At 36.4% G+C, this 16,929-nt stretch carries 12 protein-coding genes; all 12 read left to right on the top strand.

Annotated elements, in window-relative coordinates:
* The first annotated feature begins 60 nt into the window (after window positions 1-60).
* The 12 genes from JEM65_RS14665 to JEM65_RS14610 all read left to right on the top strand — a co-directional run bounded on the left by JEM65_RS14665 (window position 61) and on the right by JEM65_RS14610 (window position 16,925).
* The gene (locus JEM65_RS14665; protein ID WP_199601021.1) at window positions 61-1,344 is read left to right on the top strand and encodes a DUF2130 domain-containing protein; all 1,284 of its coding nucleotides are present in this window, start codon (window positions 61-63) and stop codon (window positions 1,342-1,344) included.
* 9 nt (window positions 1,345-1,353) lie between these two features.
* Window positions 1,354-2,901, top strand: a complete 1,548-nt coding sequence (locus JEM65_RS14660; RefSeq protein ID WP_199601019.1) for a type I restriction-modification system subunit M — start codon at window positions 1,354-1,356, stop codon at window positions 2,899-2,901.
* Entirely contained in the window at window positions 2,901-4,109 is a 1,209-nt protein-coding gene (locus JEM65_RS14655) for a restriction endonuclease subunit S (RefSeq protein WP_199601017.1), read from the top strand. The genes JEM65_RS14660 and JEM65_RS14655 overlap by 1 nt, the downstream gene beginning before the upstream one ends.
* Before the next feature lie 385 nt (window positions 4,110-4,494).
* Window positions 4,495-6,060 (top strand): reverse transcriptase domain-containing protein, encoded by a 1,566-nt coding sequence (locus JEM65_RS14650; RefSeq protein ID WP_199601015.1) that lies wholly within the window; start codon window positions 4,495-4,497, stop codon window positions 6,058-6,060.
* 95 nt (window positions 6,061-6,155) lie between these two features.
* On the top strand, window positions 6,156-7,571 hold the full coding sequence (locus tag JEM65_RS14645) for an RNA-binding domain-containing protein (RefSeq protein WP_199601013.1): 1,416 nt from the start codon (window positions 6,156-6,158) through the stop codon (window positions 7,569-7,571).
* 34 nt (window positions 7,572-7,605) lie between these two features.
* A complete protein-coding gene (locus JEM65_RS14640; protein ID WP_199601011.1) occupies window positions 7,606-7,812 on the top strand; it encodes a hypothetical protein in 207 nt (68 codons plus the stop codon).
* 395 nt (window positions 7,813-8,207) lie between these two features.
* Window positions 8,208-11,696, top strand: coding sequence for a DEAD/DEAH box helicase family protein (locus tag JEM65_RS14635; RefSeq protein WP_199601006.1), 3,489 nt, complete (start codon window positions 8,208-8,210; stop codon window positions 11,694-11,696).
* Between the two features lie 88 nt (window positions 11,697-11,784).
* Window positions 11,785-13,548 carry a hypothetical protein gene (locus tag JEM65_RS14630; RefSeq protein WP_199601004.1) on the top strand — a complete coding sequence of 588 codons (1,764 nt, stop codon included), beginning with the start codon at window positions 11,785-11,787 and terminating at the stop codon, window positions 13,546-13,548.
* Window positions 13,549-13,899: 351 nt separating this feature from the next.
* On the top strand, window positions 13,900-14,130 hold the full coding sequence (locus tag JEM65_RS14625; protein ID WP_199601002.1) for a DUF2188 domain-containing protein: 231 nt from the start codon (window positions 13,900-13,902) through the stop codon (window positions 14,128-14,130).
* A 3-nt stretch (window positions 14,131-14,133) separates the two neighbouring features.
* On the top strand, window positions 14,134-15,417 hold the full coding sequence (locus tag JEM65_RS14620; RefSeq protein ID WP_199601000.1) for a nucleotidyltransferase domain-containing protein: 1,284 nt from the start codon (window positions 14,134-14,136) through the stop codon (window positions 15,415-15,417).
* The gene (locus tag JEM65_RS14615) at window positions 15,407-15,880 is read left to right on the top strand and encodes a hypothetical protein (RefSeq protein WP_199600998.1); all 474 of its coding nucleotides are present in this window, start codon (window positions 15,407-15,409) and stop codon (window positions 15,878-15,880) included. Before JEM65_RS14620 ends, JEM65_RS14615 begins: the two co-directional genes overlap by 11 nt.
* Window positions 15,873-16,925, top strand: coding sequence for a CBASS cGAMP-activated phospholipase (locus JEM65_RS14610; protein WP_199600996.1), 1,053 nt, complete (start codon window positions 15,873-15,875; stop codon window positions 16,923-16,925). The genes JEM65_RS14615 and JEM65_RS14610 overlap by 8 nt, the downstream gene beginning before the upstream one ends.
* Window positions 16,926-16,929: the final 4 nt, after the last annotated feature.

Raw genomic sequence — 16,929 nt, 5'->3', positions numbered from 1 at the left:
TGCAATCACTCTGCACACTTCAATCATACATTTGTTTCATAATCATTAATACTTAAAGCTATGAATACAAGCACAAACGTAAAATGCCCAAATTGCAAAGAAGTTTTTAAGGTAGATGACAGTGTCTACACAGATATTGTTAAGCAGGTGAGGGACCAGCAATTTCAAGATGAGCTTAACAATCGTTTGGAGTCGGCTAATAAAGAAAAGCAGGCAGCCCTTCAGCTAAAAGAGTCTGAATTGAATATTGCTTTCCAACAAAAATTAGCAGAAAAGCAGAGTGAAATAGAAGCATTAAAACATAGAAGTAGATCAGAATTAATTGAGGAGGTTTCAAAAAAAGAGAAACAAATTCATGATTTACAATCCAAGATCGAAAATGCGGAATTACAAAGACAATTAGAAGTTTCAAATGCAGTCACCGCTATTGAAAAAGAAAGAGATCAACTTATCAATGATTTGAAATCTAAGGAAACTGAAAGAGCGCTTTTGGAAAGCTCTTTAAAGGAGCAATTTAAAAACAAGCTTGAGCATAAGGATGAAGCTATCAAGCTAAAAGAGGAAGAAATAGAGCGTCTAAAAGACTATAAGCAAAAGCTCTCTACTAAAATGCTTGGAGAGACCTTGGAACAACATTGCGAAATCGAATTTAATAAGCTAAGAGCAACGGCATTTCAAAATGCATATTTTGAAAAAGATAACGATGCTTCTCAAGGAACCAAAGGCGATTATATCTATAGAGAACTTGATGAAAACGGTAATGAAATCATTTCTATTATGTTTGAAATGAAGAATGAAAACGACCTAACAGCTTCAAAAAAGAAAAATGAAGATTTCTTTGCAAAACTAGATAAGGATAGGAAGGATAAAGGCTGTGAGTATGCCGTATTAGTTACTCTGTTAGAGTCGGATTGCGAGTTTTATAATACCGGCATTGTAGATGTGTCTTACAAATATGATAAAATGTATGTAGTACGTCCGCAGTTTTTTATTCCTATCATTACACTTTTAAGAAATGCTGGCATGAAATCCTTACAATACAAAGCTGAGTTAAGTTTGGTGCGAAACCAAAATGTCGACATTACTAACTTTGAAGATAAAATAAACGACTTCAAAACTGGCTTTTCAAGAAACTATGACTTAGCAAGTCGCCAATTTAAAACAGCTATAGATGAGATTGATAAAACCATGACTCATCTACAAAAAACCAAAGATGCATTGTTGTCATCTGTAAATAACTTACGTTTGGCAAACAATAAGACAGACGATTTAACCATCAAAAAGTTAACTCATGGGAATCCAACCATGACCCTAAAATTCAATAATTTAAGCAATAATTCCTAATTACGATACATGATCACAGGAGAATTAAAATCACAAATAGACCAAATCTGGAATACCTTTTGGACGGGCGGCATATCCAATACCATTACCATTGTTGAGCAGTTGACCTATCTCATCTTTATCAAAGATTTGGATGAGACCGAAACCCGTAATGAGCGCATGTCAAAACGTTTGAACAAAGAATTTACACCCATTTTTGGAGCTGACCAACAAGATTTCCGATGGAAGAATTTAAAGGAAATGGACGTTAATGAACGACATGCCATTTTCAGTAATACGGTCGATGGCATTTTTCCATTCATCCGCTCATTAGGAAGTGAAAAAAGCCTGTTCAGTACCTATATGAAAGGTGCCACTTTTGGCATTTCTAAGCCAGCCGTCTTAGACCAAGTTATGGAAAAATTGGAGCGACTGGATATGTCCAACCAAGACATAAAAGGCGATATTTACGAATATCTTCTTTCTAAATTAGAAGGTGGTGGCACAGCAGGTCAGTTTAGAACCCCACGCCATATCATCAAGATGATGGTTCAAATGATGCAGCCCACTTTAGAAGATACCATTTCGGATCCTGCAGCAGGAACGGCAGGTTTTTTAGTGGCGGCTAAAGAATATATTGACAAACACTACGATGTTACGGAGCTGGACAAACATCGTGAACATATCAATAAAGACATGTTTAGTGGCAGCGAGTTCGACGCCACCATGTTGCGTATTGCGTCTATGAACTTATTCTTACATGGTGTGGAAGAACCTAATATCATCGATGTGGATGCCATAAGTAAAGACAATGACATCAGCGATGCCTATACTTTGATTTTGGCGAACCCACCATTTAAAGGTACCATTGACAAAGAGAGCATTGCCCCAGGACTGCGTAATGTAACCGATACCACAAAAACCGAACTCCTATTTTTAGCATTAATGTTACGCCAACTCAAAAAAGGGGGACGTGCGGCTGTAATTGTACCAGACGGTGTGATGTTTGGGAGTGGAAAAGCGTACACAAGCATCCGTGAAGAAATTGTAGCCAACCATAAACTGGAAGCCGTAATTTCCTTACCAAGTGGTATTTTTCAACCCTATTCTGGAGTGAGTACTGCCATTATCATATTTATCAAAACCGATAATGGCGGGACTGACAACGTATGGTTTTACGATATGCTAGCAGACGGAAAATCTTTAGATCAAAAACGTAACTTATTGGTAGATGCCGATGTTTTTGAAGCCTTCTCTTTTGGCGATATCGAGGACGGTCTGAGCGCAGTCGAAGACCTTAAAAACTTACACGACAAGTTTAATTTACCCGATATCATCAAACGTTTTGCCTCATTAAAATACCCGAAGCAATCTACCGAAGCCCAACGCAAACGTACCGACCAATCCTTTTTAGTGCCATTTAAAGAAATCAAAGCCAACGATTGGGATTTGTCCATCAACCGCTATAAAGAGATAGTTTATGAGGAGGTGGAGTATGATGAGCCAGAGATAATTATGGAACGGTTGAGAAAGCTCAATGAAGAGAGAGGTTTATTAATGAAACAAATTCAAGCTTAATGGTTAAAGATAAATTGTCTAATATTTTAAAAGATGGGCTATTTCAAGATGGAGATTGGATAGAATCAAAAGATCAAGATCCAGAAGGCAAAATACGATTAATTCAACTTGCTGATATTGGGGATGGGTTCTTTATAAATAAATCTGCGAGGTTTATGAATAAAGAAACCGCTAATAAATTAAGATGTACGTTTTTAGAAAAAGGAGATATTCTCGTAGCAAGAATGCCCGACCCGTTAGGGAGATGTTGTATTTTTCCTTTAGAAGGGACAGAGAAGTTTGTTACAGCAGTCGATGTTTGCATTATCCGGCCAACTAAAGATGTCTGTACACCTTATCTAGCTTATATGATTAATAGCCCATTTAATAGAAGTGAGATTGATAGGCAAAGTACAGGAACTACTAGAAGAAGAATTACTAAAAAGAGATTGGGTTCTTTAGAAATCCCCCTCCTACCGCTAAAAACCCAACAAAACATCGCCCAAATTTTAGACGATGCCGCAGCCTTACGTGATAAAACCAAACAACTACTCACAGAATACGACTTGCTAGCCCAGTCTATATTTTTGGAGATGTTTGGGGATCCAGTGATTAATCAAATGAATTGGAACACCTTAAATTTAAAGAAACTCACTACGAAAATTGGAAGCGGCGCAACACCTAGAGGAGGAAAGGAGGCCTATGAAAAAGAAGGTATGTCATTAATAAGAAGTTTAAATATTCACGACAATAAATTTAAACTAAAAGATTTAGCACTTATCAATGAAGACCAAGCAGCAAAATTAAAAAACGTTACAATCAAGAAGGATGACGTGCTAATAAATATAACTGGTGCGTCCGTTGCAAGATGCGCAATAGTTCCCGATGAAATTTTGCCGGCAAGAGTAAATCAGCACGTTTCTATTTTAAGAAGTAAGAAAAATATATTAAACCCCGTTTTTCTATTACACTTAATAATTTCCCCAAATAGTAAAGTGAAATTTATAGGTGTAGGTTCAAGTAATGCAGCAACAAGAGAGTCAATTACTAAAGAGCAATTAGAGACATTTGAAATTATAGTTCCTCAAATCGCACTCCAAAACCAATTCGCAGAAAAAATAGCATTGATAGAACGGCAAAAAGAATTAGCACAACAAGAGCTAAAAGAAAGTGAAAATTTATTTAATTGTTTGTTGCAGAAGGCTTTTAAAGGGGAGTTGGTGCAGTAATTAGTATAATACTAAATATTCAAAAGATTAAATTGAGTTATATTGTTAATTTTATAACATAGGGTCGAGTGGCCGAGAAGAACGTTTCGCACGAATGCAATCACTTAAGACATACGTTAAGTGAGTACTGAATACCAATGTCAATAGAGGGCGCGATTATCTGCTTACCTAGAGACAAGACAGCTAGTAATATGGTTGTTAGGTGTTTCAGTTTGAAGTTGTCTTTCATTATTTCTACAGTTATCTTTATGGCTGTTAGGGTAATATACACAATTTCTATACCTGAAAAGTGTAGCGACATTATAACCATAACTGGTGAAAGTGTCGATAGAGCATTGTTCAATCACAAGCCTGCTACTAGCTAATCTCGACCCTTATTTTTAAAATGAAAAAAGAAGAAGAACATCCTTGGATAAAATTTAAAAAGTATCCTCATATAGGTTTTCCATTAGAGCGTAAAGACACCTCTAAATTGGAGAACTACATCACGGATGCTAATAAAATTGAAAGACATGGTTTTCTCCCATTTTTACACCGTACTATTTTTCAAAGAAAATTTAGAGCAAATACAACAGGTTTACTTAATAAGAAAAGTAAAAAAAGAACTCGGGTTAAGGCAATAAGACCTAAAGCTCGTGAAATATTCTTTGCAAGTCATTTTGATGCTCAAATTTATTCCTATTACAGTTACCTGCTTTCTGATAGATATAACACATTATTAAAATCGAAAACTTTTGATAAGGCTGTAGTAGCCTATCGTAAAATTGAAATTGAAGGCAAACAGGGGAAGAACAAATGTAATGTTGATTTTGCTTTAGAAACGTTTCAATTTATAAAGGATAAGGAAGATGAGGATCTTACTGTTATCGTTGCCGATATTACTAAGTTCTTTGATAACTTAGATCACAAAATACTCAAACAAAAATGGTCAGAAGTTTGGGATGGCTCAAACACACTTCCTGATGATCATTTTAGGGTTTATAAATCTCTAATTGATATGAGATATGTAAATGAAGACTTGCTGTTCAGAAATTATAAAGATCGAATATGGGTTAAAACGAGAACGGAAAACGATCCAAAGACGCCTAAGCTAAAACAGAAAGCAATTAAGCATAAGCGTTTTTTAAAAGAAAATAACGCTATCGCATACTGTGATAAGGATGAGTTTTTAAAAAACAGTGTCAACTTAATATCTAAATCTACAAGAACTGAAGGGATTCCTCAAGGAACTGCGTTGAGTGCTACACTAGCTAATATTTATATGTTAGATTTTGATCAAGAAGTTCAAAACTTTATAGATAGTGATGATGTTAAAGGCTTTTACCAGAGGTATAGTGATGACCTAGTCATTGTAGTTCCAAGAGAAAAACAACAAGAAGCTATTGATCATTTACGTGCGTTAGTTGCAAACAAAGTAAAGCTTGAAATACAACCTGAAAAAACGAAAGTCTATCATTTTCAACAACAGGCAGGTCAGTTTAAAGGTTATGAAGTTGATGAAGTCACAAATAAAGAAAAAAATAAAGCTTTAGAGTATTTAGGTTTTGAATATGACGGACAACGTGTTTTAATTAAAACCGCTGGTTATTCAAAATTTAATCGGTCTATGAAGCGTGCTTTTAAAAGAGCTTCTTCTTTAGCTATCAATGCACATACTACCGATGATGAAATTTATAAAAGTTCATTGTTCAAACGTTTTACATACAAAGGAGCTAAAAGACGACAGATTTATAATGGTAAAACTAAAACGTATCGTTATGATTGGGGGAATTACTTGAGTTATGTTGAAAAAGCGAATGTATCTTTCTATGAATTTAATGGAGGAAATAGTATCAAAAAGCAATCGAGAAAAAGCTGGGCTAGATTCCATGTTTTGATGGTCAACGCTATTAAAAAAATAGAGGAGAGTAAAGTAAAAAAGCTTAGAAAAACAATAGCTTCAAAAAATTGAAGATTTGAAACGATTAAATGACTTAATCATCGCATAAACGGCAACGAATATTTTGAGATGCTGAAAGCGCGGATACAATGGTATCTTTATAAATTATGACAGAAACAAGACTGCAAAATTTAATAAATCAGGGAGAAGGGACTCAAGTTGAGTTCAAAGTGGCGAGTATTGGTCTTAACAAAGACGCTTTTGATTCTGTTTGTGGGTTTTTAAATCGTAGTGGTGGGTATCTCATTTTAGGAGTAAATGATGATAAAACAATCACTGGCGTACAAGAAAGTCAAGTACAAAATATTTTAGACAATATTGTGACCAGTGCTAATAATCCAGAGCGTTTAAATCCGCCATATTACCTGTCGCCTGAGGTTGTTACGATAGAAGGCAAAAAGCTTATTGTCGTTTATGTACCAGAAAGTTCGCAGGTGCACGCTACGCGAGGAAAAATATTTGATCGCAACCAGGATGGCGATTTTAATATTTCAAAAAACTCAGATCTGGTGGCTCAGTTATACTTGTCCAAGCAGAATAGCTATTCAGAAAATCAAGTATTTCCCTTTGTTCAAATATCAGATTTCAAACCAAGCCTTTTTGATAAAGTAAGAAATCTGGCGAGAAGCCAGCAACCCACGCACCCATGGTTGGAGATGGATAATGAAGAGTTATTGCGTTCGGCAGGACTGTTTAAGCGGGATATGAAAACGGGTAATGAAGGTTATACGCTTGCTGCTGTCTTGCTTTTTGGCACAGATGTTTGCATTCAAAACGTATTGCCCCATCATAAAACAGACGCGATCCAGCGTGTAACAAACACCGACCGCTATGACGATCGTGACGATGTGCGTACAAATATCATTGAGAGTTATGAGCGCTTAATGGCATTCATCGCAAAACACCTCCCCGAAAAGTTTACAATAATTAACGGGCAACGAGTGAATCTGCGTGATCATCTGTTTAGAGAGATTATAGGGAATGTATTGGTGCATAGAGAATATACCAATCCCTTTCCTGCAAAGTTGATTATTGAAGCAAACCAAGTGCGCACCGAAAATTGGAATAAGCCACACGGTAGCGGAGCGATAGATCCTGCCAACTTTTCCCCATTTCCTAAAAATCCCATCATCGCCAAATTCTTTAAAGAAATTGGTTGGGTGGATGAATTAGGTTCTGGTGTGCGCAATACTTACAAATTACTTAAACTTTATACCCCAGGGGCAGTACCTACTTTTACAGAAGGCGACGTATTTAAAATCGTAATTCCTATAGAAGAAATGAATGAAGATTCTTCTATAAAAGGTTCGGAAGAAGGTTCGGAAGAAACGTCAGGGGTAATGTCAAGGAAAATTATTCAGTTTATGATCGAAAATAAGCATATAACAATCCCTGAGCTAGCCAACGAATTAAAGGTTTCGGAAAGAACTGTTTATAGAACTATTTCAAAATTGAGAAAGCAAAATAGACTTGAACGAATAGGACCAGACAAAAGTGGTTTTTGGCAAGTGATTGATAACTAGTGAATGAAAATGTCAGGGTAAAATGTCAGGGTAAATGTCAATGAAAACTGTGGAAGAAACTGTGGAGACTATTTTAAGGCTCATGAAAGAAACGCCAATTATTACTGTTAAAAAACTTGAAACTCATACTCTTATTACCAGACGAGGAATAGAGTATCACATAGATAAATTAAAAAAGCAAGGAAAATTAAAACGAATAGGCCCAAATAAAGGAGGATATTGGCAAGTAGTTGATAAATAGAGAATAAAAACGTCGGTAGAAATCACAGGATAAGTGTCAGGATAAATGTCAGGGTAAATGTCATGGAAACTATAGGAGTAAGGTTCGGAAGAAACGTCGGTACAAATGACAGGATAACCGACATGATAATCGACATGATAAATGTCGGTATTAATATTAGTGAGAACTGTGGAAGAAACTGTGGAAGATATTTAACCAGACTAAAAGTCCGCTACATTCATGAAATTTCTAGTAAATAATTTAAAGCGGTATTCTCAGGAGCTGTTGAATTTGTGATCCCGAAAACTTTCAGGACGTGTAAAAACCTTTAGATCCTAGAACTTTATAAGGAATTAACTGTAGGAGTATTCACTATAAATTGATTAGATTTAGAACCATTTAGCATTTTAGAGTTTATGAATTCGAATTTCCAGTTTCTTAAAAACGAGTTTGCCACTTTTTTTGACAGAGCGGTTAAGGCAGAACAATCGGTCATTACAGACCCGCGTACCTCATTGGTCTATAGTCGCATGGCATTGGAAGAAGCCATCAATTGGATGTATGCCAATGATGCCGAACTAGAAACACCTTATGATACCAGCTTAAACAGTCTCATGGTGCAAACACAGTTTAAAGAACAGTTCAACCATAAACTGTATAATGACCTTCATATTATTCGTAAAGTTGGAAATTTGGCATCACACAACAAACCTGTAAATGACGCAGATGCCCACAATGCTATTGAAGCTTTATTTTATTATGCCAAATGGTTTGGTAGATCTTATGCGCAGGAAGATTATGAGGATACTGGTATTTTTGATTTCGAAATAATTCCTAGAGAAGGTGCCAATGCACTTTCTAAAAGACAAATCCAACAATTACAAATCCAACTTGATAAGGAACTCAATACCTATCAAGCACAATTAGTAGCTAAAGAAGAAGAACGACAATTGCTTGCTTATGAAAACGAACTCTTCAAAAAGCAGATAGACGATTTACAAGCACAATTACAAGCCAATAAAGTAGAAGCCAATACGGCCGATGAGGTGCATCATCCGCGTAACGAAGCTGAAACCCGTAAATATATCATAGATCTCGCTTTGCGTGAAGCGGGTTGGGATTTAAATGGCATTAACGATAAGGAATACAAAGTGCAGTACATGCCAAAATCTACCAACGTCTCTGAGACGGGCTATGTGGATTATGTGCTTTGGGATGATGACGGATTGCCATTGGCGCTCATAGAAGCTAAACGGACTTTAGAAAGCGTTACCATAGGCGAAAACCAAGCACAGCTTTATGCAGATAGTTTGGAGAAAATGCACGGACGTCGCCCCATCATGTATTACAGTAATGGTTATGAAACTTACTTGTGGGACGATCAGTTTTACAAGCAATCACGACCAGTTCATGGTTTTTATACCAAAGCCGAATTACAGACGGCCATGTTCCGGCGTACACATCGTAAAGATATCCGCTTGGCGCCAATCGATACGGATATTGCGGGGCGATCCTACCAAATGCGATCCATTAAAAGTATCGCAGAGCATTTCGCTGGTACCGATAAAACCACAGGCAAACTGATTGGCACCAATAGAGGTGCCTTATTAGTACTTGCCACAGGAACAGGTAAAACTAGAGTATCTATTGCATTTTCAAAAGTCATGTTAGAATGTAATTGGGCAAAACGTGTCTTGTTTTTGGCCGATAGAACCAGCCTTGTTGATCAGGCCAAACGTAACTTTGTGAAGCTTTTACCTGAACATACCAGTGTGAATTTATTAGAAGAAAAAGACAATCCTGATGCGCGTTTTGCTTTTTCGACCTATCAAACCATGATGGGATTAATCGATGGCAGTCGTGATGATGAAGCACGTTTTTATGGCGTTGGTCATTTCGATTTAATTATTATTGATGAGGCACACCGTTCTATTTATAAAAAGTACCAAGCGATTTTCGAGTACTTCGACGCCTTGTTTTTAGGATTGACCGCAACACCTATCGATAGAATAGATAGGAATACCTACCAGATGTTTGGCTTGGCTGACCAGTCGCCAACAGATGCTTACACTTTTGACGAAGCAGTAGCAAATAGGCATTTGTCGCCATACAGAACAATTACCTTACCGACTCAGTTTTTAACCCACGGCATCAAGTACAGCGAGCTGTCCGAGGAAGAGAAGGAAGAGTTTGAAGATGAAATATTAGATGGCGAAGAAGCCACAGGGAACGAGTGGATTTCGGCATCAGAGTTAAATAGTTGGTTGTTTAATAAGCCAACAGCCATCGAAACTCTAAAATATGTTTTAGATCATGGTATTAAAAAAAGAGGAGGGGACGAGTTGGGTAAAACCATCATTTTTGCCAAAAATCAAAAACATGCACAGTTTCTTAAAGATACCTTTATGGAACTTGATAAAGAGCTGTTTGGTAATGACTATGTCAAAGTTATTACACATAATGAACCCAAAGCCAAAGAGTTTATCAATCGGTTTTGCGATGAAGAAAAAGAACGTTTACCGCAAATAGCCATTTCGGTAGATATGATGGATACCGGGATTGATGCGCCAAGTTGCGTAAATCTGGTATTCTATAAGCCTGTAAAATCCTATGCTAAGTTCTGGCAGATGATTGGGAGAGGTTCGCGTTTACGTCCCGATCTATTTGGTGTAGGGGAGGATAAATCGCATTTCTTGATTTTTGATCTCTGCGGAAACTTTGAGTTTTTTGAAGAAAATCCAAAAGGTATTGATGCAAGTGCTCAAAAGAGTTTGACCGAAATTTTATTCAGCCTGCGCTTGCAACTTGCAGAATATTTAAAAAGTCCTCAATTCAAAGATGACACGTCATTACAGGATTTCAAAACTGAATTATTAGATGGTTTGCATCGGGAAATTGCCACACTGAATCTTGAAAGGTTCGATGTCAAAATGAAATTGGAAATAGTCCATGAGTTTGGTAATGATAACCGCGAGATCTGGAATCACTTATCTAAACGTGATATCAAGCGCATTGAAGAGGAACTGGCAACCCTAGTAAAGCCACAGCAAGGCGATACCGACTTGGCACGATACTATGACAAGTTATTATATACATTGATCACAAAACGACTAGAAACTCCCAATAGCGAGGAATATGTCAATAGTTTTATAATTCCTATTTCCAAGATTGCGTCAACCTCCAAAAAACTATTGAAGAAAACGACCATTCCTGCCGTCAAAGCAAAGGAAGACATCATCAAAATGCCACTGGAAGAAGACTTTTGGAAAGTGGATGGCATCGTGCATCTTGAGAAATTAAGAAAAGGAGTGCGCGAATTGGTAAAGTATATAGATCCCGTAGATCAGCGTTACGTAACCACAGATTTTGCAGATTATATATTAGAAGAAGGCATAAAAACAAGTCATCACTCAAATGAGACAGGCGAAGTATATGCCGTATCGCCATTCCAGATCAATGTCCATCGTTTAGAGCAATTGATACGAGATAACGAAAATCACATCACGATTACAAGAATTCGCAAAGGAGAACCCATTACCGAAAGCGAACTCAAAGCTTTAGAAGACATGTTGTTTTCAGGCGGCATTGATAAAGAAGCAATCGAAAAGGAATTGGGTTCACAGTTTAGCCTTGTGACATTCATTGTATCGTTAATGGGCTTAAGTCCAGAGAAGGTCGATAGTGCTTTTGCTCAATTCATTAATGACTATCAATTTAATGCCATTCAGATAGAGTTTTTGGATACCATCAAGAAATTCCTCACCACCAACGGAAAAATAGAGCCAAGCAAGTTATATGATTCTCCTTTTAAAAATTATCACTCCATGGGCATTGATGGTGTATTCACAACGCAACAAGCCGATTTGATCTTTAAAATAGTAGGCGATTTTAATAAGGCGAATTAAACAGTAGCTTCCTGAAAATTCTTAACTGTGCAATTACACCGCATAGTTAAGTCTTAGTATTGCAGTATTAATCTAAAATACTGTACGTATGACTGCTTATCAAAATTTTTGGGACGCTGAGATAGAAACACTAATCCAGCAATTAGATGCACCACAATCTCTACAAGATAATATTGTGGATACTTTGCATAATTCGAGACGAACAGGAATCTTCCCAAATCAAATTATCAACGCACTCCGTATTGGGCTTTCAGTAAAGGAAGGGCACCAAAATATGGCCTTCGTTGCATCGATGCAAAGTGGTAAGTCTGGAACCATCTATTTTTTATGTAACTATGTTTTACCAGCAATCGGCATAATTAAAGAGTACGAGTCTATTCTTTTTGTCACTAGTATGCGTGATACAGATTTGTACGAGCAAAACTGCCGTGTACTGCAACAAGAATATTACGACTGTGTGACAAGAGAAATGAAGCCATCAACGTTAAAAGTTATGAAGATGAGCGATTTTTTTAACCATCCAAACCCTCATAAAGTTGTGAACGAGTATGACGTACAGTTAATCGTTCGCGACGAGGATCAATATGGTTCAGGAATGGAGTCTTCATTCGAATCTGCATTTTTTTCTGAATTACGCTATCGTATGCCGGATATCAAATTGTTAGCTGTAAGCGCGACTCCTTATGATATTTTAGACGCACAATTTACCGGAGCTACCGATGTAGATGTCATTGTTGGTGTGCGATCTCCTGAATATTATGGGATCTCAGAAATGTTAGAAGACGGTATTATTGAAGATATTCCAGATGGGTTTAGACCAGTGCAAGTACAAGAAGTGAAAGGCGAAGAAGTGTATTCGGTTCATCCAAAAACCGAAGAATATGTTAGGCATCTGAATACTTTCGAGAATGGATTAGGTATTATTAGGGAATCAAATACGACGAGAGCCACTGAATTAAGAAGGTTGCTAAAAAAGAAATATAACAATCAATGCTCCATTATAGTCATTGGTTCAGACGTTACTTGCGACTATAGCATTAATGAAGGCATTAAAGAAATTTCAGATCTCATTCTAAAACGAGGACAACGTGTGGTTCTTATAATTGTACAGGCACTAACCGCTGGTAAGGATCTAGGTATGATCAAAGAAAAAGTTCGTTTTGGAATAGAACCTAGAGACAAGCAATTGGCAAATGGTGCGCAAGGAATTACAGGACGTTTTTGTGGCTACCATAGAAATCGTGACTTCAAACTTATGGCAAGTAAAGCCTTACTGGAGCATTATGCGCTATTTGAACAAGATTGGGAGATTTTCGCGGATGATGAGTGGCGCAACCAATTATTTAATAGTAATGTGAAAGGTTTGAGCACTCATACAAAATTCGTTAAAGGGCAATCCGAAGGTGCTTTTACGCCCATAGAGCATATAGAGACACTTGGCTATAACCAGCTAATTACAGAAGCAGGACGCGAAACATTATCGTTTATTGATGACAGCGCCTACCACCGTTTACTAGATTATTTTGAATCGACATTTTACGATGTTTCTACAAAAGGAACACGCTTTAAGCAAAAAGGTGTGACCGTACGTATTGCTTCTGGCTATAATGAAACCAGCAATCGTGTGTACCGTAACTGGAATTGTAATTTAGAGAGCGATTTTGGAAACATCTTCTTTAAAAAGAATCCGTATCAGTTCGGTATTTTAATAAGTAACTATCCAGTTGATGATGAGCGCAATACTTTAGGTTTTACAGGAATTAAAATCATTCAGTCAGGCAAAAAAGAATGGCGCAATCAAGAAACCAATGTTCAGAATAATTCGATGTATGGAAATAATGAAGCTGCCTAACTGTAAATATGTCAGCGACATACGTGGAAATGAAATGTAAGTTATCGCGTTTTTAAAACCGTTAATCTGTATTTGACATTTTTTAGATAGCTAATTATGACACCTTGTCAATTTAAGATAATTTTAACAATATGGAAAGTTAATTGCCTCATTGTTAAGCATGAAAAAAGTCCCAACATTCGACCGGAAGGACTTTTTAAATCAAGTGAGTAGTAAAACGCAAAGAGTACTACTCATTATTTTATGGTGCAAATATAACACCAAAGATTCTTTTCACAAAATATCCAGATTTCTTTCGCGGTTTAAGTAATTACGTCCGTAATCGTTGTTACAAAATTAAAACTAAATTAAATGAAGAATTTTCATTTAGTACACGATGATGGCGTGTACAAACTAAAGAAAGAGAATGCGCAGCGCGCTTCTAAAGTTATTGATGCAAACAAGCCAGAGGCTATTAAAACTGCAAGAGATTTTATTCAAAATCAAGGTGGTGGTTCTCTCAAGATCCACAAAAATTCAGGAGGTTTTCAAGAAGAACGTACCTACCCGAGATCGATGGACCCTAAAAAATCAAAAGGATAAGATATGGAAATTGTATATAAAACCGAAATTAGCAAGATTTTAAAAGGATTAGGTAAAGAGCTTGATATTTCTAGAACACAATATGAAGAGGTAGTAAAAAGCTACGAAACGGTAGGTAATTGGTTAGCAGATGAAACCTCACCACTCAAAGAATTTAGTCCTAAAATTATACCTCAGGGGTCTTTTATGTTGGGAACATTGATAAAACCAATCTGTGAAGATGGTGACATTGATGTAGACTTAGTATGTAGATTAAACAGAAAGCCAGATTCGTGGAGTCAAAGGGATTTAAAACAGTCTATTGGTAATAGACTTAAAGAACACGGCACATATGACTATATGTTAATGGAATACGACGATAAGGAATATTATGAGGAAGGTGGTAGAAGATGTTGGACTTTGAAATATGCTGATGCGGCTGGTTATCATATGGACATTTTACCCTCTTTTGCAGACGAAGGACTAACCATACTCTTAGAAAAGAGTTTCGGAACAGGAAGCGGTTTGGATACAGACAATTTGGCTATGAGAATCACTGACAGGGAAAAAAATGGTTATAACACAGATAGAGATGTAGAAAATTGGCTAAAAAGCAATCCTTTCGGGTATGCAAAATGGTTTTTTGAAAAGGCTTTATTGAGCAGTGAACGAATTTTTAGTTTAAAGGAGTCCGTGGATCCAATTAGGGTTTTTGAGTCTGAAAAATTACCGTTGCAAAGGGTAGTTCAACTTTTGAAAAGACATAGAGATATTATGTTTTCTTCAGAGAAATTCGATAGTGAGAATAAGCCTATTTCAATAATCATAACAACCTTAGCGAGTAGAGCATATGACAAAAGTGAAAACATCATTGATGCGTACACGAATATTGTCATGAAAATGAGAGGTTTAATTGAGGAAAGAGAAAATCCAGAAACCGGTAAATTGGAAAAATGGGTTGCTAATCCAGTTAATATGCCAAGTGAGGATAATGCAGGAGAAAATTTCGCTGATAAGTGGAGTTTTGTGAAACAAAAAGAAGACTATTTTTATTTATGGCTAGACAAACTTGAGGAAGACCTAAAGATTCTTCGAAATAGTCAGGGTGTAGGTTTGCAAAATATAAGTGAGTCTATGTCTGATATGTATGGGAAAACAGTAACCAATAAAGCTTTTGCTAATTATGGTAAAGTAAGTACTATGGAGAGAAATGTGGGTCGTAGAAAAATGGCAACAGAAACAGGTTTTTTAGGTGCTGTAGGTTCGAAAGTGCTAGAACACAATTTTGAGGGGAAAGATGGCAAGTAAATTCTTCAGAAGAAAGAAAAAACATTTTGGAATGCCTGCTTATCTACAACTGCAAATATTAAAGCAGGCTTTCCCAAATACAAAGGTTCTAAAGAAAAGCTGGAATAGTTTTGAAATATCTATAGAATTGCAGCCAACACCCTTAAGTGAAAAATATAAAATAAAGATTATTTACAAAAGGAATTTATACACTGAAGTCTATGTAATTGACAAAATTCTAAAATTAGCACCGAACAGAAAAAAACTACCACATGTTTATGATTCGGACAAGCAAAAGTTATGCTTGTATTCGCCTTCAAAACGGGAATGGAAGCCAAATATGAGAATTGTAAATACAATCATTCCTTGGGCGAGTGAATGGTTATATTATTACGAGCTTTGGTTAGCTGAAGGGAAATGGTATGGTGGTGGACATAATGAGTATCCAAATGAAACATTAGATAAAATTTTTAAGGATGAATAACGAAAAATTTAAAATTCTCTCCATTGATGGAGGAGGAATCAAAGGAGTCTTTCCTGCATATTATTTGTCCTTGATAGAGCAAGAGTTGGCTAAAAGGAATGATGGCAAAACTAAAATTAAAGACCATTTTCAATTAATAACTGGCACATCAACAGGAGGAATTATTGCATTAGCTTTATCTCTTGGGATACCTGCACAAGAAATATATGAGCTTTATATAGAGAACGCTGATAAAATATTCAGAAAGACAAAGTATTCTAAACTAGGAAAAATCTATTCTTTTTTTAGGCAAATCTTTTGGGCTACGCATAAAAGAGAAGTATTAGAAGATTTGGTCAGAAATAAATTTAAAGAATATTTTCAAGGTGATGATGACCCAAGACTAAATGACTGTTTGACACACGTTGCCATTCCAATATATGATATGATTAAGGGGAATCCGAGCGTTCTTAAATCTCCTTACCATCCTAGTTTTAAAAGAGATTTACATATCCCGGCCTACAAGGCTGCAATGGCAACATCAGCGGCTCCAACATATTTTGATCCTTACTCTTCTGAATATTTAGATTTAGATGGCATGCATAGACCATTTAATAATAAAGTAGATGGTGGTATAATGGCGAATAATCCTACTTTAATTGGCGTGATTGAAGGATTGAAAGCATTTGGAAAGGATTTAAAGGATTTGGAGGTTTTATCCATAGGCACTGGTTATAAAAAATTCACTGAAGGGGACTCAGAGAGAAAAAAATGGGGTCTCTATTATTGGATGGTAAAAAATGGCAGAAAAAGATTGATAGATTTATTTATGCAAAGCCAGTCACAGTTGGTAGAAAATTATATTAGTCTCTTACACCAAGGTATAGACAAGACAGAAATTGATAACCCTAATTTTGTATACGATCGCATTAATGTAATTCTATGTGAGGATGATTATATTGAAATGGATGAGAAAAGACCTCAAAGGATAAAGAATTTTGCAGAATTAGCTATGGTAGAGTTTCATGAAAAGGGTAGTCACATATTAAAGAGCCATTTTTATTAAAATT

Origin of the sequence: Gelidibacter salicanalis (genome assembly GCF_016469035.1) — a bacterium.
Classification (GTDB): domain Bacteria; phylum Bacteroidota; class Bacteroidia; order Flavobacteriales; family Flavobacteriaceae; genus Gelidibacter; species Gelidibacter salicanalis_A.
This window is presented reverse-complemented; position numbering and strand designations above follow the sequence as displayed.

What these genes read in the sequence shown, in the direction of transcription:
- JEM65_RS14665 (WP_199601021.1), top strand. Translation starts at nt 61, where the DNA reads ATGAATACAAGCACAAACGTAAAATGCCCAAATTGCAAAGAAGTTTTT.
- JEM65_RS14660 (WP_199601019.1), top strand. Translation starts at nt 1,354, where the DNA reads ATGATCACAGGAGAATTAAAATCACAAATAGACCAAATCTGGAATACC.
- JEM65_RS14655 (WP_199601017.1), top strand. Translation starts at nt 2,901, where the DNA reads ATGGTTAAAGATAAATTGTCTAATATTTTAAAAGATGGGCTATTTCAA.
- JEM65_RS14650 (WP_199601015.1), top strand. Translation starts at nt 4,495, where the DNA reads ATGAAAAAAGAAGAAGAACATCCTTGGATAAAATTTAAAAAGTATCCT.
- JEM65_RS14645 (WP_199601013.1), top strand. Translation starts at nt 6,156, where the DNA reads ATGACAGAAACAAGACTGCAAAATTTAATAAATCAGGGAGAAGGGACT.
- JEM65_RS14640 (WP_199601011.1), top strand. Translation starts at nt 7,606, where the DNA reads ATGTCAATGAAAACTGTGGAAGAAACTGTGGAGACTATTTTAAGGCTC.
- JEM65_RS14635 (WP_199601006.1), top strand. Translation starts at nt 8,208, where the DNA reads ATGAATTCGAATTTCCAGTTTCTTAAAAACGAGTTTGCCACTTTTTTT.
- JEM65_RS14630 (WP_199601004.1), top strand. Translation starts at nt 11,785, where the DNA reads ATGACTGCTTATCAAAATTTTTGGGACGCTGAGATAGAAACACTAATC.
- JEM65_RS14625 (WP_199601002.1), top strand. Translation starts at nt 13,900, where the DNA reads ATGAAGAATTTTCATTTAGTACACGATGATGGCGTGTACAAACTAAAG.
- JEM65_RS14620 (WP_199601000.1), top strand. Translation starts at nt 14,134, where the DNA reads ATGGAAATTGTATATAAAACCGAAATTAGCAAGATTTTAAAAGGATTA.
- JEM65_RS14615 (WP_199600998.1), top strand. Translation starts at nt 15,407, where the DNA reads ATGGCAAGTAAATTCTTCAGAAGAAAGAAAAAACATTTTGGAATGCCT.
- JEM65_RS14610 (WP_199600996.1), top strand. Translation starts at nt 15,873, where the DNA reads ATGAATAACGAAAAATTTAAAATTCTCTCCATTGATGGAGGAGGAATC.